Annotated in this window: 27 protein-coding genes and 2 pseudogenes; 11 read left to right on the top strand and 18 right to left on the bottom strand. The window is 70.7% G+C overall.

All coding sequences use genetic code 11. From position 1 onward, the window contains the following. Positions 1-16: 16 nt before the first annotated feature. The 6 genes from ACH54P_RS47260 to ACH54P_RS47235 all read right to left on the bottom strand — a co-directional run bounded on the left by ACH54P_RS47260 (position 17) and on the right by ACH54P_RS47235 (position 4,923). Positions 17-625, bottom strand: coding sequence for a DUF3558 domain-containing protein (locus tag ACH54P_RS47260; protein ID WP_489909842.1), 609 nt, complete (start codon positions 623-625; stop codon positions 17-19). Further along, entirely contained in the window at positions 622-1,359 is a 738-nt protein-coding gene (locus ACH54P_RS47255; RefSeq protein ID WP_489909841.1) for a WXG100 family type VII secretion target, read from the bottom strand. Before ACH54P_RS47255 ends, ACH54P_RS47260 begins: the two co-directional genes overlap by 4 nt. After that, positions 1,356-1,724 carry a hypothetical protein gene (locus ACH54P_RS47250; protein ID WP_489909840.1) on the bottom strand — a complete coding sequence of 123 codons (369 nt, stop codon included), beginning with the start codon at positions 1,722-1,724 and terminating at the stop codon, positions 1,356-1,358. The genes ACH54P_RS47255 and ACH54P_RS47250 overlap by 4 nt, the downstream gene beginning before the upstream one ends. Further along, a complete protein-coding gene (locus ACH54P_RS47245; RefSeq protein ID WP_489909839.1) occupies positions 1,721-2,026 on the bottom strand; it encodes a YbaB/EbfC family nucleoid-associated protein in 306 nt (101 codons plus the stop codon). Before ACH54P_RS47245 ends, ACH54P_RS47250 begins: the two co-directional genes overlap by 4 nt. Beyond that, positions 2,023-2,463 carry a YbaB/EbfC family nucleoid-associated protein gene (locus ACH54P_RS47240; RefSeq protein WP_489909838.1) on the bottom strand — a complete coding sequence of 147 codons (441 nt, stop codon included), beginning with the start codon at positions 2,461-2,463 and terminating at the stop codon, positions 2,023-2,025. The genes ACH54P_RS47245 and ACH54P_RS47240 overlap by 4 nt, the downstream gene beginning before the upstream one ends. Before the next feature lie 189 nt (positions 2,464-2,652). After that, positions 2,653-4,923, bottom strand: coding sequence for a protein kinase domain-containing protein (locus tag ACH54P_RS47235; RefSeq protein ID WP_489909837.1), 2,271 nt, complete (start codon positions 4,921-4,923; stop codon positions 2,653-2,655). 323 nt (positions 4,924-5,246) lie between these two features. Between ACH54P_RS47235 and ACH54P_RS47230 the strand changes: the two genes are divergently transcribed. After that, the gene (locus tag ACH54P_RS47230) at positions 5,247-5,858 is read left to right on the top strand and encodes a TetR/AcrR family transcriptional regulator (RefSeq protein WP_489909836.1); all 612 of its coding nucleotides are present in this window, start codon (positions 5,247-5,249) and stop codon (positions 5,856-5,858) included. Between the two features lie 53 nt (positions 5,859-5,911). Here ACH54P_RS47230 and ACH54P_RS47225 read toward each other — a convergent pair whose 3' ends face one another. After that, on the bottom strand, positions 5,912-6,526 hold the full coding sequence (locus tag ACH54P_RS47225; protein WP_489909835.1) for a TetR/AcrR family transcriptional regulator: 615 nt from the start codon (positions 6,524-6,526) through the stop codon (positions 5,912-5,914). 97 nt (positions 6,527-6,623) lie between these two features. On the opposite strand from ACH54P_RS47225, the gene ACH54P_RS47220 reads away from it, so the two are divergent. After that, entirely contained in the window at positions 6,624-8,570 is a 1,947-nt protein-coding gene (locus tag ACH54P_RS47220) for a primary-amine oxidase (RefSeq protein ID WP_489917044.1), read from the top strand. Positions 8,571-8,679: 109 nt separating this feature from the next. Here ACH54P_RS47220 and ACH54P_RS47215 read toward each other — a convergent pair whose 3' ends face one another. Continuing rightward, complete coding sequence (locus ACH54P_RS47215) at positions 8,680-9,033, bottom strand: TraR/DksA family transcriptional regulator (protein WP_489909834.1); 354 nt, start codon at positions 9,031-9,033, stop codon at positions 8,680-8,682. Here ACH54P_RS47215 and ACH54P_RS47210 point away from each other — a divergent pair. The 4 genes from ACH54P_RS47210 (at position 9,032) to ACH54P_RS47195 (ending at position 13,017) form a co-directional block, all read left to right on the top strand. After that, the gene (locus ACH54P_RS47210) at positions 9,032-9,169 is read left to right on the top strand and encodes a hypothetical protein (RefSeq protein WP_489909833.1); all 138 of its coding nucleotides are present in this window, start codon (positions 9,032-9,034) and stop codon (positions 9,167-9,169) included. The two genes, ACH54P_RS47215 and ACH54P_RS47210, sit on opposite strands and share 2 nt — an antisense overlap. A gap of 21 nt (positions 9,170-9,190) precedes the next feature. Continuing rightward, a complete protein-coding gene (locus tag ACH54P_RS47205) occupies positions 9,191-9,835 on the top strand; it encodes a class I SAM-dependent DNA methyltransferase (RefSeq protein WP_489909832.1) in 645 nt (214 codons plus the stop codon). A 47-nt stretch (positions 9,836-9,882) separates the two neighbouring features. Next, the gene (locus ACH54P_RS47200; RefSeq protein WP_489909831.1) at positions 9,883-10,113 is read left to right on the top strand and encodes a hypothetical protein; all 231 of its coding nucleotides are present in this window, start codon (positions 9,883-9,885) and stop codon (positions 10,111-10,113) included. Positions 10,114-10,410: 297 nt separating this feature from the next. After that, positions 10,411-13,017, top strand: a complete 2,607-nt coding sequence (locus ACH54P_RS47195) for a hypothetical protein (protein WP_489909830.1) — start codon at positions 10,411-10,413, stop codon at positions 13,015-13,017. Between the two features lie 4 nt (positions 13,018-13,021). On the opposite strand, the gene ACH54P_RS47190 is transcribed toward ACH54P_RS47195, so the two are convergent. The 4 genes and pseudogenes from ACH54P_RS47190 to ACH54P_RS47175 form a co-directional block, all read right to left on the bottom strand. Continuing rightward, the gene (locus ACH54P_RS47190) at positions 13,022-14,239 is read right to left on the bottom strand and encodes an SGNH/GDSL hydrolase family protein (protein ID WP_489909829.1); all 1,218 of its coding nucleotides are present in this window, start codon (positions 14,237-14,239) and stop codon (positions 13,022-13,024) included. Positions 14,240-14,406: 167 nt separating this feature from the next. Beyond that, positions 14,407-14,586: pseudogene (locus ACH54P_RS47185) on the bottom strand (AraC family transcriptional regulator); the annotation flags it as partial. Positions 14,587-14,715: 129 nt separating this feature from the next. Beyond that, on the bottom strand, positions 14,716-15,150 hold the full coding sequence (locus ACH54P_RS47180; RefSeq protein WP_489909828.1) for a hypothetical protein: 435 nt from the start codon (positions 15,148-15,150) through the stop codon (positions 14,716-14,718). Between the two features lie 79 nt (positions 15,151-15,229). Beyond that, entirely contained in the window at positions 15,230-15,397 is a 168-nt protein-coding gene (locus tag ACH54P_RS47175) for a hypothetical protein (protein ID WP_489909827.1), read from the bottom strand. A 222-nt stretch (positions 15,398-15,619) separates the two neighbouring features. On the opposite strand from ACH54P_RS47175, the gene ACH54P_RS47170 reads away from it, so the two are divergent. From ACH54P_RS47170 to ACH54P_RS47155, 4 genes and pseudogenes are all read left to right on the top strand, one after another. After that, positions 15,620-15,883 (top strand): hypothetical protein, encoded by a 264-nt coding sequence (locus tag ACH54P_RS47170; protein WP_489909826.1) that lies wholly within the window; start codon positions 15,620-15,622, stop codon positions 15,881-15,883. A 537-nt stretch (positions 15,884-16,420) separates the two neighbouring features. After that, positions 16,421-17,761 (top strand): pentapeptide repeat-containing protein, encoded by a 1,341-nt coding sequence (locus ACH54P_RS47165; protein ID WP_489909825.1) that lies wholly within the window; start codon positions 16,421-16,423, stop codon positions 17,759-17,761. Positions 17,762-17,823: 62 nt separating this feature from the next. Continuing rightward, positions 17,824-18,060 (top strand): annotated as a pseudogene (locus tag ACH54P_RS47160) (AI-2E family transporter); the annotation flags it as partial. A gap of 160 nt (positions 18,061-18,220) precedes the next feature. Continuing rightward, entirely contained in the window at positions 18,221-19,018 is a 798-nt protein-coding gene (locus ACH54P_RS47155; RefSeq protein WP_489909824.1) for a maleylpyruvate isomerase family mycothiol-dependent enzyme, read from the top strand. Positions 19,019-19,023: 5 nt separating this feature from the next. On the opposite strand, the gene ACH54P_RS47150 is transcribed toward ACH54P_RS47155, so the two are convergent. The 6 genes from ACH54P_RS47150 to ACH54P_RS47125 all read right to left on the bottom strand — a co-directional run bounded on the left by ACH54P_RS47150 (position 19,024) and on the right by ACH54P_RS47125 (position 23,396). Continuing rightward, on the bottom strand, positions 19,024-19,485 hold the full coding sequence (locus ACH54P_RS47150) for an OsmC family protein (protein WP_489909823.1): 462 nt from the start codon (positions 19,483-19,485) through the stop codon (positions 19,024-19,026). After that, positions 19,482-20,117 (bottom strand): GntR family transcriptional regulator, encoded by a 636-nt coding sequence (locus ACH54P_RS47145; protein ID WP_489909822.1) that lies wholly within the window; start codon positions 20,115-20,117, stop codon positions 19,482-19,484. The genes ACH54P_RS47150 and ACH54P_RS47145 overlap by 4 nt, the downstream gene beginning before the upstream one ends. Positions 20,118-20,228: 111 nt before the next feature. Then, positions 20,229-20,978 carry a DUF899 domain-containing protein gene (locus ACH54P_RS47140; RefSeq protein WP_489909821.1) on the bottom strand — a complete coding sequence of 250 codons (750 nt, stop codon included), beginning with the start codon at positions 20,976-20,978 and terminating at the stop codon, positions 20,229-20,231. Positions 20,979-21,364: 386 nt separating this feature from the next. Next, a complete protein-coding gene (locus ACH54P_RS47135; RefSeq protein WP_489909820.1) occupies positions 21,365-21,568 on the bottom strand; it encodes a hypothetical protein in 204 nt (67 codons plus the stop codon). Between the two features lie 228 nt (positions 21,569-21,796). Beyond that, entirely contained in the window at positions 21,797-22,591 is a 795-nt protein-coding gene (locus tag ACH54P_RS47130) for an SDR family NAD(P)-dependent oxidoreductase (protein WP_489909819.1), read from the bottom strand. Positions 22,592-22,595: 4 nt separating this feature from the next. Further along, positions 22,596-23,396: an alpha/beta hydrolase gene (locus tag ACH54P_RS47125; RefSeq protein ID WP_489909818.1), complete on the bottom strand. Its 801-nt coding sequence runs from the start codon at positions 23,394-23,396 to the stop codon at positions 22,596-22,598. Positions 23,397-23,537: 141 nt separating this feature from the next. Here ACH54P_RS47125 and ACH54P_RS47120 point away from each other — a divergent pair, with 141 nt between their 5' ends. Beyond that, the gene (locus ACH54P_RS47120; protein ID WP_489909817.1) at positions 23,538-24,500 is read left to right on the top strand and encodes a LysR family transcriptional regulator; all 963 of its coding nucleotides are present in this window, start codon (positions 23,538-23,540) and stop codon (positions 24,498-24,500) included. Positions 24,501-24,548 lie beyond the last annotated feature (48 nt).

Below are 24,548 nucleotides of genomic sequence, written 5' to 3'. Positions count from 1 at the left end.
TCGCCGAGTGCCCGCGTCAGGCCGCCCGGAGGTTGCCGATCACGAACTCGGCCATCTTCGCGAGGCCGCCGCAGCGATCCTTGTCCCAGTAACTCCCGGGGATGGCCTGCCCCTGGGATTCGAAGGTGAGCATCTGGTCAGCGGTCACCTGGACGGAGACCGAGCACTCGTCCAGGTGCCCGAACACGTGGTAGACGACCGCCGGGAGACCGTCGATCGAGGTCTCGGTCCACGGGTCCAGCTCGCCGTCCTCCTTGAGGTTCGAGACGGACAGCTCGGCGAGGGTCTTCGGGCTCTGAACCGGCTTCACCACCGAGACGAGCCCGCCGGGCAAGCGGGTCCACGAGCACCCGAAGGCGGGAAGGCTCGTCCGGCGGTTCGCTCGGATCTCGTTCGGCGGATCGGCCACGACGGCCGCGGCCTGCTCCTTGGTGAGCAGCCCGCACGGATCCGAGTCGAACTTCGCCAGCCCGACGGGCCGATCGACCTGGGTGAGCGGCAACGGCGCCCCGGTTCGGGCAGGCGCCGGCGGCTGGGCCAGAACACGCTCGGGCTCCTTCGGCCCGCAGGCGCTGAGCAGGCTCGCCGCCACGACCACCGCGACGAGCAGCGCCGGCGCCTTCATGCCGGGGCCGCGGTGGGATCGATGCGCCAATGCCTGGGGTCGTCCATTCCGGAGTGGCCCGGCAGCTCGGGGATCTCCGGGAAGTCGGTCTTTCCCTGCATCAGCTTGATCGCGTTGTCCGCGAAACCACCCAGCGTTTTCTGGGCTTGCGCGAAGAGGTCGCTGACCGATTTGACGAGGGTGGCGAACGCGTCCACCACCGCGTCGATCACTTCCTTCGAAGTGAAGATGTCCACGATGGGAATCATCGAGGTGACGACCGCGATGATCGTCTTGTACCCCAGTTTCCCCAGCTCGACAGCGCAGGTTCCGATGAATTCGATGGCCTTGGCGTAGGTTTCGATCACGCAGCCGGCGATGCCCGAAAGGATCCCGGACATGCTCGCCACGACGTCCTGCTGACCTTCGAGCGCTTTCCCGACGGACCCGGCGTAGGTGGTGAACTGGGAGGCGGCGTGGCCGCTCCAAGTACCACTCACAGCGAGAAGGGCCTTGTCGATGTCGTCACCCGCGTCCCCCAGGGTGTGGTTTTCCGCGAATGCCGCGGCCAAACCCTGGACCTGGACCGCGTTGCCCAGCAGGCGGTTCCGGACGTCCTCCAGCAGCCGCAGGACGTCGTGCCGGCCGAAGAGCTCGGCGATCTTGCGGATCTTCGCGTCGGCTTCGTCCGGATAGGGCCCCGGCGGATCGGCGGGCGTCGACGACGACGGGACTGTCGGCGTGGCCATGATCATTTCAGTCCCTTCTCCAGGTCCCGCAAGCGCTTGAAGTCTTCTTCGTCCTGGGTTTCGTAGTAGTCGGCGGCTTTGTCCATGGCCTCGGCGAACCGATCCAGCTGCACCGCGCCCTTGTTGGTCTTGTCCCGGATGTGGCCGATGGCGTCGTTGAAAGCCCGGACGACGCCCGCCTCGGCGCCCAGCATGCCCACGTCGTCCTCGCTCAGGATCATCTGCGACAGGTCTTCGTTGCCGAACTGGACGACCTTGTCGCGCGCGGCGAAGACGTCGTCGGTCGCGGCGCGCAAGGACTCCGGGTAGACCTCGAAGCCGGAACCAGCGGCGGCGTTGCCGAACGGGTTGGTGAAATTGCCGGTGCTCATCGGACCTCCCGTGCCGCGTCGTCGATCATGACCTTGCGTCGGGTCGACGCCGCCGATTCGGCGTTGTTGATCGCCCGCAGGACGTGACCCGCGAGACTTGCGCCCGTCTGCCCGGCGACCGCGTCGCGAGCGAGGTCCACCGAAACGAGGCCACCCGCCCCGTCCACCGTCACCGTGCCGAGGCCCGCCCCGATGTTCAGCACCAACGGCAGGCTTTCCCCGGTCTTCGCCGCCTGCTCCACGGCGGCCACCCGCGCGTCGATCTCCTTCGCGAGGTTGTAGAGCCGCTCTTCGCTGTTCACCAGCGCCCACCCTCCGGTTCCGGCTCCTCGTCGCTCAGGAAGTCGAGCTGCTCGAAGCTCTCCTCGTCGTCCGGCACACCCGGACGACGGGCGGGCTCCGGCGCGGCCGGTCGGCTCCGCACCTCGGGCGGGGTCGCAGCCGGCGGCGGTGGCTGCTGCTTGCCGAACAGGGCGTTCAGCTGCGGCAGCGAGGACGCGCGTGCTTCGTTGCGCGCGTTGCGGACGGCTTCGACGATGCCCGGGCCCAGCTTCTGCCCGTGCGCGCCGTGGAGCGCCCGGTCATCGATCCGCAGGTCGACGAGTTTTCCCTGGCCGGTCACGACCGCGGTGACCAACCGGTCGCCCGAGTGCGCCGCATGCCGGGCGGCCGCGAGCCGGGCATCCAGCTCCCCGGCCTCCTGCTGCAGCAGTCGCAGATCACGGTGCGGTCCGGTCACGACCGCATCACGGCGTCGAACACCCTCATTCCCCCTACTCCAGGTTCCGTCGCGACGACAGAACGTGCCCGCGAGGCACCCTACTGCGCCCCCGCGACAACGCAACCAAAACTCCGAAGTGACCGTGGAAATCACACCGAAGCCGGCGCTACGGCCGCGCCTGCGTCCCGCTCAAGACCCGGGGAGCGGTCAGTGCGGCTGGGAGAGATCGCCCGGTTTGAAGGCTTCCACCGTGTCCGTGACCGGTTTGTCCAGCTTTGCCTTGTCGGCGGCCGGGTAGACCCAGCGCAGGCCCGCCGTCGAGCCGGGGCCGATGGCCTCGTGCTCGTAGAAGATCTTGCCGTCGCCCTGGTAGCCGGAGACCGTGTAGCCGTCCTTGTCGGCGGAGCGGAACGTCACCCGGCCGCTGTCGCCCTCCACCGAGGCGATCAGCTGGGCCAGCTTGTCCGCCGGCCGCAGGCCGCCCGAGTTGGTTCCCCACACCGTCAGCGTCGCCCCGAGATCGGGGTCGGTGAACCGCATCCCCTCGCCGTTCTCCGGGACCCACGACGACGCCGTGTAGCCCGGCGGCACGAGCGTGGTGAACCCGAAACGGGCGTTCGTGTAGGTGTTCCCGGCACCAGGCCGCGCAGATGCCGACGCCGACGCCGACGGAGCGGCGGACGCCGTCTTGCCCAGCATCGTGAGGACCTTCGGCTGCAGCAGGTCGGCGAGCTCGGCGTACGGCAGCTCCACCACCTCGTTCCCGGCCGCGGTGGCGCAGCCGAGGTCGTACCAGAGGATCTCGAACTCGGCGCCGGTGTCGGTGAACCCGAACGTCGCTCCCGGCACGTGGTCACCGCCACCCGGGCGCTCCGCGGCGTCGATGCTGACCTGCCGCTCCGGATCCCCGACGACCGTGGGGACGGTGCAGAAACCGTTCCTCGTGTGCGGCGCCAGCCGCTGGGTCAGCGTCCGCATGCCGGTGGCCGTCAGGATTTCGGGCCGGAACACGTCCTTGGGTCCGAGCGCCTGCCCGGTGGCGAGGTCGACGGAGAGCGCCTCGGGGAACCGCCACGTGGTGTGCGACAGGACGTCGGAGTCGAGATCGTGGTCGTACCGCACGGAAAGCAGACCCGGCTTCTGCGCGAGGATCCGCGCGGACGAGTGCACCCCGAGCGTTTCGCCGTCCTCGCGGATCCGCTCGAGCGTGCTCGGATCCGCGGCAGTGTCCCGGAGGGACTTCAGCCGCTTGTCGACCGGTGCCCGCAGCGCGTCGTTGATCCGTTGCCGGAGCGCGGCGTCCGCGCCGCCGGACACCTGCGGGTACTGGAGCTCGTAGCTGATCGGCAGCGCCTGGTCCCGCCCGGACATCGTCTGCATGGCGACCGACAGCGCCGCGGGCGCGGGCGGAGGCGGGGCGGGCGGGTTGTCGCCGTTCGGGAGGAGCAGCACCCCGCCGGCGACCAGGCCGCCGACGATCGCGACCGCCATGGCGATCTTGCCCGCCAGCGCCGCGGTCAGCCCGGTCCCGGTGCCCGTGGCCGTCGCACCGGCGCCGGCCCCGGCTGCGGCGATCGGCGCGGCGGCGGTGCCCGCGGTCGTCAGGAGCGCCAGCGGCGTCAGCGCCGTCAACGCCGCGGCCGAGGCGGCCAGCCGCTTCCAGCCGCGCTTCTCCCAGTTCTTGCCGTAGGCCTCGCGCGCGACGGTTTCCAGTTCGGTGACGAACGCGTCCGCCGTCGCCGGTCGCCACGCCGGGTCCTTCGCCATGCCGCGCGCGATCAGCGGGCGCAGCGCCTCGGGGACCGCGTCCATCGGCACGGGCGCTCCGCCGTGCAGGGCGCGCAGTTGCTCGCTGGTGTCCGCCTCGAACGGCCGGTGCCCGGTGACGCACTGGTAGAACACGCACGTGGCCGCGTAGACGTCGGTGGCGGGCATGCCCGGCTGACCGGCCCACTGCTCCGGCGCCATGTAGAACGGGGAACCGGCGCTCAGTCCGTTGTGGCCGTCCAAAGTGGCCAGTCCGAAGTCGACCAGCTTCGACTCGCCCTCCCGCGACACCAGCACGTTCCCCGGCTTGTAGTCCCGGTGGACCACGCCGACGGCGTGCGCGTCGGCGAGGCCGAGCAGCGAGCCCTTCAGGATCGCCAGCGCCGCCTCGGGCGCCAGGACGTTCTCCGCCACCAGCAGGGCGCGCAGCGACACGCCGGGCACCGCCTCCATGACCAGCGCGGCCCCCTGCGGCGTCTCGGCGAAGTCGAAGAGCCGGACGACGTGCGGGCTCCGCACGCCGGCCAGCAGCCACGCCTCCCGCCGGAACCCGTCGGCGATCCGCGCGTCGGCGAGGAACTCCGCGCGCAGGTACTTGATCGCCGCCATGGTCCCGGAGGCCTCGTGCTTGGCCAGCACGACCCGCCCGAAGCCGCCGGTCCCGAGCACGTCCACTTCGGCGTACCCCGGCAGGCGCCAGGTGTCGTCCATCCCCGCCGCTCCCCCTCGTCGCGTCCTCTCGCGAGGACTCGCTCATGTGGCAATCTACTCAAGACTGTCACAGCTGCCGCTGACGATAGCGGGCCGGCGACCTCCTTCGTGGCGATTCACGCGAAAGTGGCCCGGACGTCGAAGTCCTCGGCTACTCCCAGGTCCGTCGAGCGCAGCGGCCCGGCCCCGCACTGCCGGCTCCGGCTCGCCGAGCACGACCGGATGGACCTCCTGGCCGTCCGGGTCGAAAGCCTGACCGGCACCGATGCCGAGCGGCGGCACGCCGCCGCGCGGGAGATCGCGGGCTTGCGACAATGGCCGGCATGGCCGACACAGCGACGAACCCGCCCGCCCGGCGCGGCAGGCCGGGGTACGACCTGGAATCCCTGCTGCGCGTGGCGGTCGCGGCGTTCACCGAGCGCGGGTTCGACGGCACCAGCATGGAAGACCTCTCCCGCAAGCTCGGCATCTCCAAGTCGGCGATCTACCACCACGTGCCGAGCAAGGACGAGCTGCTGCGGCTGGCCGTGAACCGGGCCCTCGACGGCCTCTTCGCCGAAGCGGCCACAGTGGACGAGCTGGACGGCCGGGCCGTCGACAAGCTCGAGCACCTCGTGCGGGCGAGCGTCGGCGTGCTGATCGAGCAGCTGCCGTTCGTCACGCTGCTGCTGCGCATCCGCGGCAACACGAAGGTCGAGCGCGCCGCGCTGGCCCGCCGCAAGGAGTTCGACCAGCTCGTCGCCGACCTGGTGAGCAAGGCCGCCGCCGACGGCGACCTGCGCCCCGACATCGACCCGAACGTCTCCGCCCGCCTGCTCTTCGGCACGGTCAACTCGATCGCCGAGTGGTACCGGCCCCGCGGCGGGATCTCGGCGGACGCGCTCGCGGACGCCGTCGTCGCGGTGGCGTTCGACGGGCTGCGCCGCCACCGCTGACGACGGGCCCGGCGGGTCAGCCCGCCCGGCAGCGGAGCGTCCTGATCCCGTGCTCAGCTCGCCCCGGGCCAGCGCGGGTTCCGGCGCAGCCGGGCGAAGAACCCGTCGAGCTGACCGAGCTGCCGCTCCGGGGTGGCTTCCTTCGGCGAGAGCACCCCCAGGATCTGCAGGCCCATGAGCATCGAAAGCAGCTCGTCCACGACGGCGTCGACGCTCGGCAGCTCGTCGAGCTCACCCTCGTCCACCGCCTCCGCGAGGCGGGTGCTCATCTCCACCCGCCAGCGGTTCATGAAGCCGGCGTGCAGCTCGGCCTTCTCCGGGGAGTTCAGCGCCTGCTGCCAGAACGTGATCGCCAGCCGCGCCTCCAGGCGGCGCTCTCCGTCCAGGGGCATGATCTCCAGGCACAGCGTCCGGAGCCCGGCCAGCCCGCGGCGATCGCCTGCCACCTTGTCGGCGCGGGTGTTGGTGGCGTCGAAGATGTGCTGGAACGCGGCGTCGAGGACCGCGTCCTTGTTCGGGAAGTAGTAGAGCAGCGCCCCGTTCGCGAAGCCCGCCGCCTCGGCGATCCGCCGGGTCGTCACCGACCGGATGCCCTCTTCCGCGACGAGCCGCCACACCACCCCGATGATCTCGCGACGGCGCGCGTCGTGATCGACGACCTTGGGCACGGATGCTCGCTTTCCCCGACGGCTTTGCCCACCCAGCTTAGGCCGTGACCCAGCCGTTATTTTCCGGGCTCTTTATTTTGTACAAGTGTTCAGTATAGTGGCCGCCACGCGCTCAAGGAGGACGCCGATGCGCCAGCATCCGCTCGCCCCGGTGACAGCCGAAGAAATCCGCACCGTCGGCACCACGGCCGAGAAGGCCGGACTGGTCGCCGAAAGCACCCGATTCGTCTACATCGGACTCGAAGAACCCCCGAAAGAGGACGTGCTCGCCGGCCGCGGGGGCCGCCGGTTCCGCGCGCTGCTGCTGGACCTGGCGACGCAGGAATCGCGGGACGTCGTCGTCGACGTCGTGGCCGCGGAAGTCGTCTCCACGGCCGAACTCGACACTGCGACCAGCGGCCAGCTTCCCGTGCTGGACGAGGAGTTCGAGCTCGTCGAACGGATCCTCGCCACCGACGAACGCTGGCTCGCCGCCCTCGACGCCCGCGGGCTCGCGGTCGAACACGTCCGCGTGGCCCCGCTTTCGGCCGGCGTCTACGCCGACGAGTACCCGGACGAAGCGGGCCGGCGGATCCTGCGCGGCCTGGCTTTCCTGCAGGAGAAGGAAACCGACTCGGCGTGGGCCCACCCGATCGACGGCCTGGTCGCCTACGTCGACACGATGAACCGGGTCGTCGACCAGGTCATCGACAGCGGGCCCGTGCCCATCCCCCGGGAGTCCGGCAACTACGACGACCCGGCGGTGAGCGGACCCCTGCGCACCACGCAGAAACCGATCGAGATCACCCAGCCCGAAGGATCGAGCCTGCACCTGGACGGCAACCTGCTCAGCTGGGAGAAGTGGTCGCTGCGCGTCGGGTTCGACGCCCGGGAAGGCCTGGTCCTGCACCAGATCGGCTTCGGCGAAGGCGAAGGCGACGGCGTCCGCCCGATCGTCTACCGCGCGTCCATCGCCGAAATGGTGGTGCCGTACGCGGACCCGGCGCCGGTGCGGTCGTGGCAGAACTACTTCGACACCGGCGAATACCTCGTCGGCCGGTACGCGAACGCCCTCGAACCGGGGTGCGACTGCCTCGGCGAGATCACGTACCTCGACGCGGTGATCGCCGACGAACGCGGCGAGCCGAAGACCCTCCCCCACGCCATCTGCATCCACGAGGAAGACTTCGGGATCCTCTGGAAACACACGGATCTGTGGTCCGGTTCCGCTCAGACGCGGCGGCAGCGCCGGCTGGTGGTGTCGTTCTTCACCACGGTCGGCAACTACGACTACGGGTTCTACTGGTACTTCCACCTCGACGGCACGATCGGCTTCGAGACGAAGGCGACGGGCGTCGTGTTCACCTCGGCGCACGACGGCGGCGACTACCCGTACGCCTCGCAGATCGCCCCCGGGCTCGGCGCGCCGCTGCACCAGCACCTGTTCAGCGCGCGGCTCGACATGACCGTCGACGGCGTCCGCAACCAGGTCGAGGAGATCGACGTCGAGCGCGTGCCGATCGGGCCGGACAACCCGCGCGGCAACGCGTTCACCACGCGCCGGACGGTGCTGGAGAAGGAGTCCGAGGCCCAGCGCGACGCCGACCCCGCCCGCAACCGGGCCTGGCACATCGTCAACCCCGGCCGCGAGAACCGCCTCGGCCGCCCGGTCGGCTACGCGCTCGTCCCCGAAGGCCTGCCGACCCTGCTCGCCGATCCGCGGTCCTCGATCGCGCGCCGCGCCGGGTTCGCCACGAAACACCTGTGGGTGACGCGCTACGACCCGGCCGAACGCTATTCGGCGGGCGACTTCGTCAACCAGCACGCGGGCGGGGCCGGGCTCCCGGCGTACGCGGCCCAGGACCGCCCGCTGGCCGGCGAGGACGTCGTCGTCTGGCACACCTTCGGCCTGACGCACGTGCCGCGGCCCGAGGACTGGCCGATCATGCCGGTCGACTACACGGGCTTCACCCTCAAGCCGGTCGGGTTCTTCGACCGCAATCCGACGCTGGACGTGCCGCCGTCCGCGGGCGCGCACTGCCACCACTCGGGAGACCCGGCATGACCCACGCGGACCTCGTCGTCACGGGGTTGCCGGATCCGCACGCAGCACAGGGTCGGCTGGAAGCCCAGCAGGCCGGTGACGCGTCGGCGTCGTTCGCCGTCCCGTCAGCTCAGCGCGTGGCCTTGTTCGCGCAGGCGATGCAGATCCGCGTCGCCGGGAGGGCGGCGAGGCGGTCTTCCGCGATCGGTCCCCCGCAGCGTTCGCAGGTCCCGTAGACACCGGCACGCACGCGCCCGGAGGCGCGGTCGAGGTCGGCGAGGTCGTCCTGGGCCTGCCGCAGCAGGGCCTGGACCTGCGCCCGTTCGAAGGCGATCGTGACGCCTTCCGGATCGTGCTCGTCGTCGTTGCTGGTGAACTCCGACGCCGCCACGATGCCGTCGCGCTGCCGGGCGAGCGCCTCGGCCAGCCGCGCGGTTTCCGCGCGGGCGCGGGCGATCAGTTCCGCGGCGACACGCTCGTCCATGCCCGAAGTCTGTCACCACTGCGGGCGGGTTGACATCTTCCACGATAACGGCAACGGTGTTGCCATTATGAACCGGCTGTTCAGCCAGGCCGCCTTCGCGGCGCGGCCGTGGATCGGGGCGACGCGCCGCGCGTGACCGCCGATAGTGTTTCCGCTCGTGACCGAACCTGCCCACGTGATCCGGACACGGACTGCCTACGACACCGTCGCCGACTCGTATGCCGAAGAGCTGCAGGACGCGCTGGACGCCAGTCCGTGGGACCGGGCGATGCTCGGCACGTTCGCCGAGCTGGTCGGCGGGACCGGCCCGGTCGGGGATCTGGGCTGCGGCCCGGGGCGGTTGACCGGATACCTGGCCTCGCTCGGGCTGGACGTGTTCGGCGTCGATCTCTCCCCCGGCATGGTCGACGCGGCTCGCCGGGCGCATCCCCAGCTGCGCTTCGAGGTCGGGTCACTGGAGGCCTTGGCACTGGACGACGGCTGCCTGGCGGGCGCGCTGGCGTGGTATTCGCTCATCCACACGCCACCGGAGCTGCTCCCGGCGGTGGCGGCGGAACTGGCACGGGTGCTCGCCGCGGGCGGGCGCCTGCTGACGGCGTTCCAGGTCGGCGACGAGCGTCGCAGCATCTCCCAGGGCTACGGCCACGAGGTTTCCCTGGACGCGTACCGGTTGCAGCCGGACTTCGTGGCCGACGTGTTCACCGCCGCGGGCCTGGACATCGAAGCCCGGCTGGTTCGAGAGCCCCAGGCACCGTACGAAAAGACGCCGCAGGCCTACCTGATGGCCCGCAAGCCCGGCTGACCGCGTCACATCCAGAGCTCGATCGGCGCAGAGTAGCGCCAACGGGCGTGGTGGAACCGTCGTCGCAGGCCCAGGTGACCTTCTTCGCGTCACGCCGAGAGCAGCCGAAGTCCAGCACCGCGCGGCAGGTGAACCAGATGGGCACCAGCAGGTTCTGGCGGGGGTCGATCTGCAGGAAGCCGACGCGCAGGTCCGCGTTCCGCACCTTGGGCTCACGACCGAGCACCGCGAAGGCGATCCGGGTGGCGGTGTCGACGTCCGCGCTGGTCTCGACGTAGTAGGTGTCGTCGGTCCGGACCTGGATCACGGCGGGTGCTCCACACCCGCCATTGTCTCTTCGGACTGAGCACTGCGGTAGTACTCGTCCCGGCCGCTGAACCACCGGGACTGAAAGATAGGAACACTGCGGTGTCAAGGGGGCAGGCAACCTCTGTCCCGCAATGTCCGCTTTTCTGCCGATCATCCTGACACAGAACGGTATCTGCCGCGAAGTCGACGGATCTCACGTATCCCCCATCAGGCCAGGACGGTCTATATTCATCGGATGTCTGTCCGCTGAGCCACGGAGAACCTCGATGCGAATCGCCACCGCCGTCGCGCACCTGGTCACCGCCGCAGCCGTTGTCGCGGCCGTCGGCGCCACTCCCGGAAGACCCCCGGACGTCGTCTACGCCGCCCCGTCCGGACACGGCTCCGCCTGCAGTGCCCAGGCCCCGTGCGACCTGGCCACGGCCCGGGACCGGGTCCGCGGGCTCGTCCCGCGGGCCGCCGGGGACGTCGTCGTCGAACTGCGCGGCGGCACCTACCCGCTGACCACGCCGCTGCGGCTGGGGGCGCAGGACTCCGGCCGCCCCGGCCACCGCGTCGTCTACCGCGCGGCCGCCGGGCAGACCCCGGTCTTCAACGGCGCGGTGAAGATCGGCGGTTTCCGGCAGACGGACGCCGCCAAGAACATCTACCGCGCTCCGGTGCCGAAGGGGGTGGCGAGCCGGGAGCTGTTCGTGAACGGCGTCCGCGCGCAGCTGGCTCGCACCGCCCAGGATCCGGGCGGGTTTTCCGTGTCCGCCACCGGGTTCACCACGGCTGACGCGTCCTACACCTCCTGGACGAACGCCGCCCGGGTCGAGGTCGTCGCCAACAACGCCTGGAAGCAGCTGCGCTGCCCGCTGGCCTCGATCACGCCCGGTGCGTCGGGCGGCTCGGCCCTGACGGTCGACCCCGGCTGCTGGACCAACAACCACACCTCCGTCCCCAACCCGAGCTTCCCCTTCAACGGCGCCGGCCTGCCCAGCCTCGACCGCGTCACCTGGCTCGAAAACGCCTACCAGCTGCTCGGCACGCCCGGCCAGTTCTACCTCGACGGCGACGCCGGCTTCCTCTACTACGTGCCCCGGCCCGGTGAGGACCTCGCGAAGGCCGACGTCGAACTGCCCGTCGCGCCGGAACTGCTCGACGTGGCCGGCACGCCCGGGCACCTGGCGCCGCTCAACGACACCGACTGGCGCGCGACGTACACCGGCAGCTGGAACTACTCGAACGGACGGCACCTCGGCGACCTCGGCGCCGACGTGCACTACACCCAGAACGACGGCGACAGCTTCAGCTACACCTTCACCGGCACGGGCCTCCAGGTCCTGACCGAGACGAACACGGACGAAGGCGACATCGACGTCTACGTCGACGGCGCCAAGTCGCAGACGGTGTCGGCCAAGAGCACCGAACGGCTCGCGCAGCAGGCCGTCGTCTCGGTCACCGGGCTGGCCAAGGGGAAGCACACGGTCCGCGTGGTCAAGGCCGGCGGCGACTACCTGCTGATCGACGGCTTCACGGTCCTCCCCGACGTCGTCGCGCCGGTGCACGACATCGCCTTCGAAGGCATCACGTTCGCCTACGCGACGTGGACCGCCCCGAGCACCGCGGGTTACATCGACAACCAGGCCGGCATCCTCTGGGACCCGGCCACCCGGACCCCGACGCGGATCCCCGCCGCCGTCCAGGTGCACCGCGGCGCCCGGATCGCCTTCACCGGCGTGACCGTGCAGCACACCGGCACCAGCGGCATCGACCTGGCCGACCAGACCCAGGACTCCGCCGTGTCCGGCAGCGCGATCACCGACATCGGCGGCAGCGGCGTCGCGGTGGGCGAGGTCGACGACTACTACCAGACCCAGCCCGCGTTGATGACCAGCGGCAACACCGTGACCGGCAACGTCGTGCACCGGCCTGGCCAGGAGTACCAGGACGCCGTCGGCGTCTGGGTCGGGCACAGCCGCGGGACCACGTTGTCCCACAACGACATCGGCTACACGCCGTACTCGGGCGTGTCGATCGGCTGGGGCTGGGGCTGGGCGTCGAGCTGCGCCCTGCAGGCCAAGCAGGGCCTGCCCGACCCGTGCCTGCACGGCACGACCTACACCGGCGGCAACCACGTCGTCGGCAACCACGTGCACAGCGTGATGGGGGTGCTGTTCGACGGCGGCCCGATCTACACCCTCGGCGGGCAGGCGGCGCCGTCGGAGTTCACCGGCAACGTGCTCGGGGAGTGCATCAACGGCTGCAACATGATCTACCACGACGAAGGCAGCTCGCTGTGGGACACCCACGACAACGTGGTGATGTTCAGCAACGGATCGTCGTGGCTGCACCTGTGGACGCCGACCATCCACGACGACCACATCCACGGCAACTACTCCGACACGCCCCAGTACGAGAACAACGGCACCGACGTCACCGTCGAGCAAGCCACTGTGGTCACCGACGGTCGCTGGCCCGCCGCGGCGCAGGCGATCATCGACGCCGCCGGACCGGCCACCCGGCCGCGTGCCGTGCTCGACGACGACGACCTGCGGATCTCCTACCTCGGCACCTGGCGCTCCAGCGGTTCGCGCACCTACGGCGACCTGGAAAACGGCGTGCACTACAGCCAGCAGGACGGCGATTCCGCGTCGGTCACCTTCACCGGGACCGGCATCGATTTCCTCACGGAGACGAATTCCGACGAAGGTGACATCGCCATCACCCTCGACGGAGAATCGAAAGGCGTTGTCAGCGCGAACACCGCCCAGCGGCAAACCCGGGTTCCCGTTTATTCGGTGACCGGGCTCGCCGCCGGGCGGCACACGCTGACCGTGACCAAGAAGAGCGGAACCTATTTCCTGGTGGACGGCTTCCGCGTCCGGTAGCGCGTCAGGAGTTCAGCAACCGGAGGTCGACCGCGTCGGCCATGGCCTGCATGCCGGCTTCGTTCGGGTGGAGGTGATCACCCGAATCGAAGCCGGCTCGCAGAGCCCCGGGATCGGAGGGGTCTTGCAGCGCCCGGTCGAAGTCGACGACGCCGTCGAACTGCCCGCCCGTGCGGATCCAGGCGTTCGCCGCCTGGCGGATCGCTTCGGCGGATTCGCTGTAGTAGCCGGCGCCCTTGTCCGGCAGCATGGTTCCGCCGATGATCCGCACCCCGGCGGCGTGCGCCTGCCGGATCAGCTCGCGGTAGCCGTCGATCAGGTGCTGCGCGGTCAGCGGAACGCCGCCGGGGCCGGCGTTGTTGCCGATGTCGTTGATGCCTTCCATGAGGATCACCGTCCGGACGCCCGGCTGCGCCAGCGCGTCGTGGGCGAACCGCTTGAGCGCGCTGACGCCCTGCCAGATGTTCGGCACGTCGGTCAGCACCCGGTTGCCGCCGATCCCGGCGTCGACGACGGCGGTCGGGTGCGGCCCGGCCAGCCGGCGGGCGAGGTCGTCGGGCCAGCGGCGGTAGGCGCCGGCAGGGGTGTTGTAGCCGTCGGTGATCGAGTCGCCGAAGGCCACCACGGTGCCGCGCGCCGCGGGAGAGACGACGTCCACACCGGACAGGTAGTACCAGGAAGTCGTGGCGGCGACGAAGTTCCCGTCGTCGGTGTCGGCCGTGTGATCGCCCGGCTTCGAGAGGTAGGAGACGTCGAAGGCGTCGGAGTGCCAGGTCGCCGAACTGGTCGCCTGCGGCAGGTACAGGCTGACCAGGAGGTTTTGTTCCACGCGCACGGACATCGCCACCGGATCGCTGACGGCCTCCTGCCCCGCCGGGATCGTGAGCGCTTTGGCACGGGAGAACGTGACGGCACGCCGGGATCCCTCGACGGCGGTCGCCTTCCCGGACTGCAGAGCGACACTGACGGCGCCCACGGCGAGAGGGGTGGTACCGCGCAGGTTGGACAGGTGCAGGCGTAGCCCGTCGCCGCCGACGCTGGGGTGCACGACCATCCGCAGCGTCTGATCGGTGAAGTTCGGCCCGCCGATCGTCATGCTCGGCGACCAGACCGAAACCCGCTGAGCCGCCGAAGCATCCGGGCGGGCGGCGGCGGAATCTGTCGCGCAGAAAAACAATAAAAGTGTGGCCAAGCCTGCCAGCAATGTCTTCTTGGTCAGCATCTGAAGGCACCTCCTCGAAAGGGAACTCCAGTCTTACGAGGAAACAGGAAGAAATCCAGTGCAGCCAGCAGGGAAGTCGAACCTGACAATTGGTGTCCCGCCTGGGCAAATAGTTGAGGCGCGCACCCGCTCAGCCCACGGGGCCGGACCACGCCTGGACGTCGTCGCAGGTACGCCATCGGCGGCTGTCCGACCAGCGCGGCGAACCGGCGGGAGAACGCCGCCCGGGACATTCCCGCGCGGGCGTCCGGCTCCTCCACCGTCCACGGCCGCACCGGGTCGTCGTGGACGCAGCGCAGTGCGGCGCGGACCGCCGGGTCGGTCAGCGCGGCGCACCACCCGGCCGCGCCGAGGGAAGCAGCAGTACCTAAGTGGAAGGGCCGCCGGCTGTTCACGCCACGACCAGCGCGGACGGCCCGGTCGAAATCCATCGACCGGGCCGTCCGAACGGGACTGCCGAAGCAGCCCTGCACCTGCTAGTGGTCGTTCTGGTAGTAGTGGGTGCTCGGGTACTTGTAGTCCGGACCCAGCCAGACCGTGACGCCGATGCTCCAGTTCTCCGGGAGGTTGTACACGCCACCCTGCGAAGCCTTGGCCGTCACGCAGGAGCCCAATCCGCCGGAGGCGGTGAGCGTGTAGCGGGTGTCGTAGGCGCCCGGGACACTGCTCTCCTCGGTGGCGATCGAGACCCGGGGAGCGTATCCGTCGGCTGCCGAGTCGCAGAGGGAGACGATGTCGCCGTTCTCCTCGATGTAGACGGTGCCGCCCTTGTTGCCGTCCGTGGTGGTCCACGTGTGGTCCCAGGTGCCGCCGGGCGGGTCCACGGCTGCCCCCGCCGACGTCGCGGTCGCGAGCGTCCCGGCGGCGACGAAAGCGGTCGTCGCGGCCAAGGCCGCGAGCTTGTTGCGCATTGTGCAACTCCCATTCTCACGCTCGCACGGGAAGCCCGGCGAGCTGTCCTTGCCCCGATGAGGGGGTACAACGCTCCGGCTAGCGGGAACCGGGGCCGGGCTCCGGGACGTCGCCGATGTAGGGACCGCCGCCCATCCCGCCGACGGGCGACGAGCCGGCCGACGGGCCTTCAGCCGCGGACGCCACCGGAGCGAGCACGGCGAGCAGGGCCGCGGCGAGCAAAGCGGCTGCGCCAGCACGTTTCATCAGTCGATCCCCTTTCGTTGCCCGTACGGTGCCAGGCCCGACTTTCAAACCACTTCCATGCACACGGACGCCGCTACCACTGATCCGCTCGGTGAGCGCCACCTGCGACGAGAGCCGAGCTCGGCCGGACGGCGGGGAGGTGTGCGACCGCGCGGGTCTGCTGATGCACCGTCAGGTTCGCCGACGCGTCGCGGCGCCGGTGAGGATGTCGCGGATCCGAACGTGGCCCAGGACGGCCGAGATCGCGGTGAAGACGGGGTCGCGAGCCTCGTTCGCGCGCTCTCTGGTGAGCAGGCGCTTGGCGACGCAGCGTCCGAGCTGGTCGGCGCGCTCGCGGCGAGCGAGGACCGGCTGGGTGAACGATTGGCGAGGATCGAGCACCGGCTGGACGAGGTGCTGGAACAGCGGTACACGACGGCGATCGGTGCCGGTCTTCGCACGCTGCTCGACGCCGGCACGACCCTCGACGCGCGAGTGCGGGCCTGACGCGAAGGTACGCGCGCGGGCACAGCTCGAGAGGTCAGGCCGGTTCCGGCGCACCGAGCGGATCGCCGAGCTGACCGCCTCGATTGTCGAAGCTGCGGCGGAGTCCGCCGAACTCGCGGGCTCCTTGCTTCGTGAGGCGGCCATCTTGGCGCAGGGTCTCAGCGACGGCACACTACCCGTCTTCGAGAAGGTGCCGGCCCGGGACGCTGATGGGCTGGGTGACCCCGAGCACCCGCTCGACCGCTGGGAGATCCGCGCCCGCGGCTCCGAGCCGGTGCGGTTCGGACCGGTTTCGGTGATTTGGCACAGCGTCCGGTGCCTTCCGAAACCAAAAGGGCCGGGCAAGCCGGTGTTCCCAATGCCGAGACACCAGCAACTCGATTCAGGGCGATCACTCACGCGGCCAGGACCCACGAACACGCCTCAGTGAAGGCATCGTCATCACGTCGCGGGCAGCTGAGTCACCGGATGGCCGGTCACCGCGCCTTCGCCGGCTGTTCGGCGTGTCCATCCGAGATTTCGGCAACGATAGTGCTCATGACCGACGAAACCGGAACATCGCCTCCGCACCTTCCTGCTGCACCGACGTCCGCGTCGCCGGTGCGGTTGCGGGAGCTGTCCCCGAAAACGATGTGGCTGACCGCGGGCGTCATCGCGGCGCTGACCGCCGGGGCCGTGGTGGTGTTGTGGTGGCCGGCGACCGCCGGGCTGAACGGGGCCGAGCTGGTGACCGCACGGCTGGACGCGCTGAAAATCGGCCTGAGCATCGGGGTCGGCAGCGGCGGCGTGATCGCCCTGTACCTGGCCTGGCGACGCCAGCACTCCACCGAAGCCGACCTCGACAACCGCGAACGCGCCCTCGCCCACCAGCAGGACGTCGCCGCGGCCACCATCGCCCACCAGGACCGGGTCGCCCGGGCCACCGAACACGACGCGGCCGAGCGGCGGCTGACCGAGCTCTACCTCAAAGCGGTCGAGCAACTCGGCTCGCCCCAGGCCGCGGTCCGCCACGGCGGGCTCTACGCCCTGGAGCGCGTCGCCCAGGACAACCCCTCGCAACGACAGACCGTGGCCGACGTCATCTGCGCCTACCTGCGCACCCCCTACACCCTCCCGCCCAAGGCCGGCGAGCCCCGTCGGCTCGGGGTGCCCCGCCCGCTGCTGCGATCGACCACCCGCCGCGCGGCGACACCGGTGCCGGGCACTGACCACGCCGGGAAAGACCAGCGGCAAGAACGCGAAGTCCGCCTCACCGCCCAGCGCGTGCTGCAGCGCCACCTGCAACCTGGCGACAACCCCGACCACTCCCATCCCACCTTCTGGCCCGGCATCGACCTCGACCTCACCGGTGCCACTCTGATCGACTTCGCCCTCGACCGCTGCCGTGTCGGTACCACCAGCTTCGCGAATGCGACCTTCACCGGCAGCACCTTGTTCGCCGACACGACCTTCACCAGAAACGCTTCGTTCGGCGGCGCCACCTTCACGGGCATAGCCCTGTTCGACGGCGCAACGTTCACCGGCAGATCGTCCTTCGACGGGGCGACCTTCATCCGCGACGCCTTGTTCGACGGGACCACCTTCACCGACAAAACCTTCTTCGACAGGGCGACCTTCGCCCACAAGGCTTCATTCGGCGAAGCGACCTTCGCCAACGACATCTCCTTCGGTGGCGCCACCTTCACCAGCGACGTCCTGTTCGGCGAAGCGGCCTTCACCGGCGGCGTCGTGTTCAGCCAGGCCACCTTCGCGGGCATCGTCCTGTTCGAAGGAGCGACCTCCACCAGGGACATCTCGTTCGAGAGTGCCACCTTCACCAGGAAGGGGTTCGTCCTCGATGCGCAGTTTGACCGACCCGGTTCCGCAGCCTCGGAGTGAGCGACGCTTGGCCGGACAGGGCTCAGCGTTGCACGGACGTCCCGCAGACGCACGAGGGGCGGCTCCTCGACGGCGGCTGGCGCGACCTGCTCGTGGTGCTCGTCGTGTACGCCGCGCTGAACTTCATGGTGCAGTCGCTGATCCAGCCCCGGTTCATCGCCGGGTCGGTCGGTCTGTCCACTTTGGTCACCGTGCTGGTGCTCGTGTTCTGGACCTGGCTGGGCCCGCTCGGCGCGGTCCTCGCCGTGCCGGCCACCCTGCTCGCCAACGCGCTGCTGTCGGCACCTCGCCGCGACTAAGAATTTCGCACCGGAGGAGATCGCGGCCATGGCGCTGACCGCAGCGCTCTTCCTGCGCGGACACGGGGTGCGTTCCGGCTGACCGGGTTGTCGATCCCGGCCGACGTTGTTCGACGCGTAGCCGAAGGCACCCCTAGGGCCAACGAGCAGAGGACACGCCATGACCGAACTGAACGCCGGCCACGCCCGGCGGGCGATCGTCGAGCACACCCGGCGCCTGGCGGAATCGGCCGCCGAGGCAGGACCTGACGCCGCCGTGCCGACCACCCCGGGATGGACCGTCACCGACCTGGTCGCGCACGTGGGCCAGACCCAGCACTGGGTCGCGGAGATCATCGAGCGCCGCATCACCGACCCCGCCCGGCTGCCCACGGAGCCGGCCGTGCTCCCCGCGGATCCCCGCGAGTGGCCGGCGTGGCTCGCGCAGTCCGCGCGGCGGGTCGCGAGCGCGTGCTCCGACGACGCGCTCGAAGCGCCGGTGTTCAACGCCGCGGGCGACGAGCGCTCCGGGACGCGGTTCTGGTTGTCCAGCATGCTGAACGAGGCCGTCGTCCACGGCATCGACGCAGCCGGCGCGGCGCACCGGCCGGCCGACGTCGACCCGGGCATCGCGGCCGCGCTCATCGGCAACCACCTCATGATGCTCACCTCCCCCACGTGGGAGAGGCAGCGGCCCGGGTCCGCCCACGCCCTCCGCGGCACCGGGCAGACCCTGCAGTGGCGGGCCACCGACACCGCCGCCGCGTGGTTCGTCGAACGGCGGCCCGACGGGGCGGCGTGGCAGCCCGGCACCCGGCCGGCCGACGTGACGGTGAGCGGCCCGGCCCGATCGCTGCTGCTGATCCTGACCCGGCGGCTCCCGCTCACCGGCCGCGAAACCACCACCGGCATCCGCATCGACGGCGACACCGATCTCGCCCGGCACTGGCTCGACAACACCGCTCACATCAGCGGCTGACCGGGCTACGAACCGGCCGTGACCGGCTCGTGCCGGACCGGGAAGTTCACCGAGTTGGCGATGAAGCACGTGTCGTGCGCCTGCTCGTGCAGCGCCGCCACCCGCTCGACCATGGCCGGGTCGGCGACGGTCACCTCGGGCCGCAGCACGACCTCGGTGAACCGGCCGCTGTTGCCCGGCTCCTCCCGCATGACGCCGGCGGCGGCGTCCACGTAACGGGTCACCACGACGCCGTCCCGCGCGCACAGCGAGAGGAACGTGAGCATGTGGCACTCCGACAGGGAGGCGACCAGCAGCTCCTCCGGGTTCCACCGCCCGGGCGTGCCGCGGAACGCGGGGTCGGCGCTGCCCCGCAGCACCGGCTTGCCCTCGACGACGACGTCGTGGTCCCGCCCGTAGCCGCGGTAGCCGGCGCCGGTGTCCCCGCTCCAGCGCACCGTGACCCGGTAGTCGTGCTGCTTGCTCACGGTTCTTCTCCTTCTCCGGTGAGAACGGCCATCGTGGCGAGGACGTGTACCCGCGCGTGGGCGGCGGCCTCCCGCGGATCGCCGCCGGTGATGGCTTCGATCAACCGGCGGTGCTCGTCGTCCACCCGGACCGGCCGGGCCGGCGCGGTCAGCGAGGCCCGCGTGGTGACGGTGATCTGGTCCCAGATCCGGTCCAGCACCTCCGACGCCGCCGGGTTGTCCGCGAGCGCGGCGACGCACCGGTGGAACGCCCGGTTGTGCCGGACCCCCGCGGCCAGATCCCCTTGGCGCGTGGCCCGATCGGCCAGATCGGCGTGCTCGACGAGCCGGGCGAGGCTCGCCGGGGACAGCTCGCCGTCCCGCTGCCGGCGTGCGGCGAGCTCCGCGGTCAGCGCCTCCAGGGAGGCACGCACGAGGTAGGCGTCCCGCAGCGCCTTGGCGTCCAGTTCGACCACGGTCACCCCGCGCCGCGCGGCCCGCACCAGGCCGTCGCTCTCCAGCCGCCGCAGCGCTTCCCGAACCGGCGTGCGGCTGACGCCGAGCCGTTCGCACAGCTCCAGCTCGGTGACCGGCTGCCCGGCGGGATACGTGCCGAGCACGATCAGGCCGCGGACCTCGTCGTAAACATCCATTGCATGCAATGTATACAAAGAATACGCAGAAGGGAAGAGGTGACAGCCCTCGGGCCCTGCCCCGCGGCCCGACAACCGGGTCGCGGGGTCGGGAACCGGCCGGTCCGGCGGTCAGGTCGCGTCGCCGGCCGAGGTCCGGGCATGCGCCTTGGTGGCGGCCACCTTCTCGTCGAGGCGCCCGTCCCACGGGTCGATCCCCGATTCGTACTCGCCGTGCCGCCGCCACCACTCGTACGCCCGGGTCTGCGGGTGCCCCTCCGGCGAGTCCTCCCACTCCTCCTGCCGCCCGAACGCGGTCAGATCGAGGTAGCTCCACGTGCTGCCCAGCGCCTCGTCACCGCGGTGGTTGACGAAGTAGGTGCGGAACACCCGCTCGCCGTCCCGCACGAAAGCGTTGGTGCCGTGCCATTCGTCCACCCCGAAGTCGGCGTCGAAGTCGTCGGTGAGGGTGTACCAGGGGCTGTCCCAGCCCATCTCCGCCATCAACCGCCGGATGTCCGGCTGCGGCGCCCGCGACACCCGCGCGTACGTCGTGCCGCGGGCGTTCAGGTGCGCGAGGTGGCCGACCTGGTCGGCCATCATCGAACACCCGACACAGCCCTTCTCCGGCCAGCCGTGCACACCCGGCTCGAAGAAGAACCGGTAGACGATCAGCTGGCGACGGCCTTCGAACAGGTCGAGCAGGCCGACGGGCCCGTCCGGGCCGTCGAACCGGTACTCCTTCTCGACGGCCATCCACGGCATCCGCCGACGTTCCGCGGCCAGCGCGTCGTGCGCGCGGGTCTGCGCCTTTTCCTTCACCAACAGCTTCTGCCGGGCGGCCTCCCATTCGGGGGCAGGCACGACCGATGGCACGTCCATGGGCGGGTTCCTCTCGATTGCCGGATCTTCCGAGACCGAGCGCTCGGTCGTCCGGGCTTCTCGTAGACTCCGCCGGCGGGCGAAAGGAATCGCCCGGGGCACGCCGCCGGCGTACCGTGATCGTGTGATCGAGATCGGCTCGCGGGCGCGCACGCTGCCGGCACCTCCGTCTGCCGTCTGGGACTCGCTCGGGGAGCCCCGTCGGCCAGGAGCCCGTCCGTGGCTCCGCTTGCCGGCCGACCGGAGCAAGACCGGCCACCTCCGGCGACGGCTCAACCAGCTGCTCTTCGCTGACCTTCGTTTTCCCCGACGGCCAGTGAGCGGCGACGACTTCCCCTCGGCCTGGTGCGTCCCACCGTGCGGTAGACCGAGGTCGAGCAGGATACCTAGTTGGCTTTCCTGTCCCGCCATTTCCATTTGAGCGGATCCGGGTCTTTCGAGACACCTTCGAGCTCAGCCTTGAAAGCGCGGTAGTCCCACCCCAGGACGGCGAAGGTTTCGGCCATGGTCGGAGGTCGGTTGTGCGTCTTCACGAACGACTGCACCGCCCGCTGTTGCGCCTTGATTTCTTCGTCGGTGAACAGTGCCATGGTCTTCATCTAACCGGTCGGACGTGTCCCAGGCCATTGTCACTTCAGGCCACGTCGACGACCTCGTGCAGGTGCAGCCGGCGGTTCATCGCGCCGGTCACGCGGGTCACCACCGTGCGCCGGGTTCGCCGGACGCATGCAGTCCGACAACCCCCAGATCGTCGCGGCGGTCACGCAGCTCAACGGCTGACGTCCCGGCCACCGCGACAGCCCGGGTCCGGCCGGAGGTCAGTGGATTTCGGTGCCGTAGCCGCCGTCGATGGCGAGGGTGGCGCCGGTGATGTTGCCGGCCACCCGGTCGCTCGCCAGGAAGGCCGCCAGGTTCGCGACCTCCGCGGGCTGGGTGAAGCGGCCGGTCACGGCGTGGGTGGCGGCCTCCTCCGCGACGGACCCCGGATTCGCTCCGGTGGTGGCGGCGACGGTCTCGGCCACGCCGCCGGTGCCGAGCCACAGGTCCGTCGCGACCGGACCCGGGTTGATCGCGTTGGCGCGAACGCCGTGCGGGCCGAACTCCTTCGACACGGATTTCGTGAAGTTGACCAGCGCGGCCTTGGCCGCGCTGTAGTCGATCACGCCGGGGTCGGGGAGGTTCGCGTTGATCGAGGCGATCGTGACGATGCTGCCCCGGCCGGCGGTCACCATCGCCGGCAGCACGGCGCGCGTGGCCCGGATCGCGCTCAGAAGGTTGAGGGTGATCGACCTGGCCCACTCGTCGTCGGTGACCAGCAGGAAGCCGTTCGGCCTCGGCGTGACCGCGCCGACGTTGTTGACCAGGATGTCGATGCGCCCGAGCTCGGTCAGGGCCAGCTCCGCGAGCCGGCCAGGGCCGTCGGCGGTGCCGAGGTCCACGGCCAGGGTGTGGGCCTTCCCGGCCCGGACGAGCGCCTCCAGGTCCGGCCCGGGGTCGCGGGCGCCCGCCACGACGTGGACCCCCTCGGCGACGAGCACTTCGGTGACGGCCAGGCCGATGCCCCGGCTGGCTCCCGTGACGACGGCGACCGCGCCGTCCAGACCCAGGTCCACGTCCTCAGATCCCTTGCTCGTGCAGCCAGCCGAGCACGGCGTCGGCGACGTCGCGCCAGCCGCTGTCGATGGTGAGCGAGTGGCCCCGGCCCTCGAACTGCTTCAGCTCGGTGACGGCGGTGGAATCCCGGTACTGCTTGAACGTCGAGCGGGTGACCACGTCCGGGACGGTGTGGTCCGCGGTCCCGGAGACCAGCAGGAGCGGGCCGCGGTCCCGGCGGTGGGTGTCGACCCGGGCCTGGGAGTGCAGCACGAAGTTGGCCGCCGCGGCCTGGAACAGCGGCCGGGCCGGTGACGGGATGGTCCAGCGCCGGTAGAGGTCCGCCGACTCCTCGTCGGTCAGGGCGTTGCCGAACCCGAACCGGAACTCCTTCTCGGTCAGGGACACGGCCCGGTGCAGGTTCGCGGGGTTGCCCAGCGCCGGCAGGCCCGCGCGCAGCTGCGCCAGCGGCAGCGGCAGGACGCCCTTGATCTGCGCGGGGTCGATGGCGACGCCGGCCAGGCCGATGCCCTGGCCCAGCAGCTTTTCGGTGATCAGGCCGCCGAAGGAGTGGCCGATGAGCACCGGAGGCCGGTCGAGGCCGGCGATGATCGACGCGTAGTGGCCGGTGGCGTCGTCGATCCCGATGTCCGCGACGGCGTCGGGGTGCTGCCGCGCCTGCTCGACGGTGCCGGGTTCGTGCGGCCAGCCGGGAGCGACCGGCGCGTACCCGGCCGCCCGGAAGTGGTCGATCCAGGGCTGCCACGAGGTGGCGTGCAGCCACAGACCGTGGATGAACACAACGGGGGTGCCCGGATCGGCCATCGGATCCTCCAGTTCGCGCGGGACTCCCCGAAGCCAACACGATCCCCGGCGGCGGCGTCCAAGACCTGGTGCGTGCGCATCGATAGCCGGGGTGGCATCGTTGGCGCACTGCCTCCACTCCCTTCGCGCGGGAAGGCCCGCATGGACCTCGACCTCAGGTTGGTGCGGTACTTCGTCGCCGTCGCCGGCGAGCTGCACTTCGGGCGGGCCGCCGCCAAGCTCTTCATCAGCCAGCCGACGCTGTCCAAGCAGATCCGCAAGCTGGAAGCCGACGTCGGCGGGCCCCTGCTCGTGCGCAACAGCCGCCACGTCGCGCTGACCCCGCGCGGCGAGCGGTTCCTGCACCTCGCCCGGCAGCTGCTGGCCACCGCGGACCAGATGCTGCGCGAACCGGCGCCGCACCACCTGCGGATCGCCCACATCTTCGAGCTGGACACCAGCCGGGTCGTCGCCGACGCGTTCCTCGCCGCCCATCCCGGCATCCGGCTCGTCCAGAGCCAGATGGACAGCGCCCGGCAGCTGACCGCGTTGCTCGAAGACCACCTCGACGTCGCGATCATCCGCGTCACCACCGCCATGCAGGCCGCCCACCCGGCCGGCTGGCGGCACGCGCCGCTGCGGCTCGAGCCGTTCTGGCTGGTCGGCCGGCCCGGCGACCCGCGCCGGGCGTCCGCGTCGGTGCACGAGCGGCCCCTCGAGATCTTCGCGGACGCCCCCGGCACCGCGCTCTACAACGTGCACGGCCGGTACCTGAGCTCGCTGGAGCAGCACACCGGCCTCGGCCTGCGCTGGCTGGGCAACCCCGGCACCTTCGACACCTGCCACGCCGCCCTCGTCCGTGCGCACGACAGCGCGTACCTGCTCGAGTTCGACAGCTACGCCCGCCGGTACGCCGACCTCGGCGTCCCGGTCCACCGGCCCCAGGAGCTGCAACCGGTCTACCCGTGGTCCCTGGCCTGGCGGGACGGCGAGCCACCGGAAGCCGTCCAGGCCTTCCTCGAGGTCGCCCACGAAACCGCGGCCCGCCTCCGCTGGCGGCACCCCGAACGCGCGGACACGGCGCCGGTGTGGGCCCCGCCCGAAGACCTCGCCGCCGCTCCCTGAGCGACGCCGGGCACCACGGCGGCAGGGTGACCGGCTGTGGCCCCCTTC

It is taken from the genome of Amycolatopsis sp. N2S4-7, from assembly GCF_058119595.1.
The sequence above is the reverse complement of the archived record's forward strand: the minus strand, read 5'-3'. Positions and strand labels throughout refer to the sequence as shown.

What these genes read in the sequence shown, in the direction of transcription:
- ACH54P_RS47260 (WP_489909842.1), bottom strand. Translation starts at nt 625, where the DNA reads ATGAAGGCGCCGGCGCTGCTCGTCGCGGTGGTCGTGGCGGCGAGCCTG.
- ACH54P_RS47255 (WP_489909841.1), bottom strand. Translation starts at nt 1,359, where the DNA reads ATGATCATGGCCACGCCGACAGTCCCGTCGTCGTCGACGCCCGCCGAT.
- ACH54P_RS47250 (WP_489909840.1), bottom strand. Translation starts at nt 1,724, where the DNA reads ATGAGCACCGGCAATTTCACCAACCCGTTCGGCAACGCCGCCGCTGGT.
- ACH54P_RS47235 (WP_489909837.1), bottom strand. Translation starts at nt 4,923, where the DNA reads ATGGACGACACCTGGCGCCTGCCGGGGTACGCCGAAGTGGACGTGCTC.
- ACH54P_RS47230 (WP_489909836.1), top strand. Translation starts at nt 5,247, where the DNA reads ATGGCCGACACAGCGACGAACCCGCCCGCCCGGCGCGGCAGGCCGGGG.
- ACH54P_RS47210 (WP_489909833.1), top strand. Translation starts at nt 9,032, where the DNA reads ATGCCCGAAGTCTGTCACCACTGCGGGCGGGTTGACATCTTCCACGAT.
- ACH54P_RS47215 (WP_489909834.1), bottom strand. Translation starts at nt 9,033, where the DNA reads ATGGACGAGCGTGTCGCCGCGGAACTGATCGCCCGCGCCCGCGCGGAA.
- ACH54P_RS47195 (WP_489909830.1), top strand. Translation starts at nt 10,411, where the DNA reads ATGCGAATCGCCACCGCCGTCGCGCACCTGGTCACCGCCGCAGCCGTT.
- ACH54P_RS47190 (WP_489909829.1), bottom strand. Translation starts at nt 14,239, where the DNA reads ATGCTGACCAAGAAGACATTGCTGGCAGGCTTGGCCACACTTTTATTG.
- ACH54P_RS47180 (WP_489909828.1), bottom strand. Translation starts at nt 15,150, where the DNA reads ATGCGCAACAAGCTCGCGGCCTTGGCCGCGACGACCGCTTTCGTCGCC.
- ACH54P_RS47175 (WP_489909827.1), bottom strand. Translation starts at nt 15,397, where the DNA reads ATGAAACGTGCTGGCGCAGCCGCTTTGCTCGCCGCGGCCCTGCTCGCC.
- ACH54P_RS47165 (WP_489909825.1), top strand. Translation starts at nt 16,421, where the DNA reads ATGACCGACGAAACCGGAACATCGCCTCCGCACCTTCCTGCTGCACCG.
- ACH54P_RS47155 (WP_489909824.1), top strand. Translation starts at nt 18,221, where the DNA reads ATGACCGAACTGAACGCCGGCCACGCCCGGCGGGCGATCGTCGAGCAC.
- ACH54P_RS47145 (WP_489909822.1), bottom strand. Translation starts at nt 20,117, where the DNA reads ATGGATGTTTACGACGAGGTCCGCGGCCTGATCGTGCTCGGCACGTAT.
- ACH54P_RS47140 (WP_489909821.1), bottom strand. Translation starts at nt 20,978, where the DNA reads ATGGACGTGCCATCGGTCGTGCCTGCCCCCGAATGGGAGGCCGCCCGG.
- ACH54P_RS47135 (WP_489909820.1), bottom strand. Translation starts at nt 21,568, where the DNA reads ATGGCACTGTTCACCGACGAAGAAATCAAGGCGCAACAGCGGGCGGTG.
- ACH54P_RS47125 (WP_489909818.1), bottom strand. Translation starts at nt 23,396, where the DNA reads ATGGCCGATCCGGGCACCCCCGTTGTGTTCATCCACGGTCTGTGGCTG.
- ACH54P_RS47120 (WP_489909817.1), top strand. Translation starts at nt 23,538, where the DNA reads ATGGACCTCGACCTCAGGTTGGTGCGGTACTTCGTCGCCGTCGCCGGC.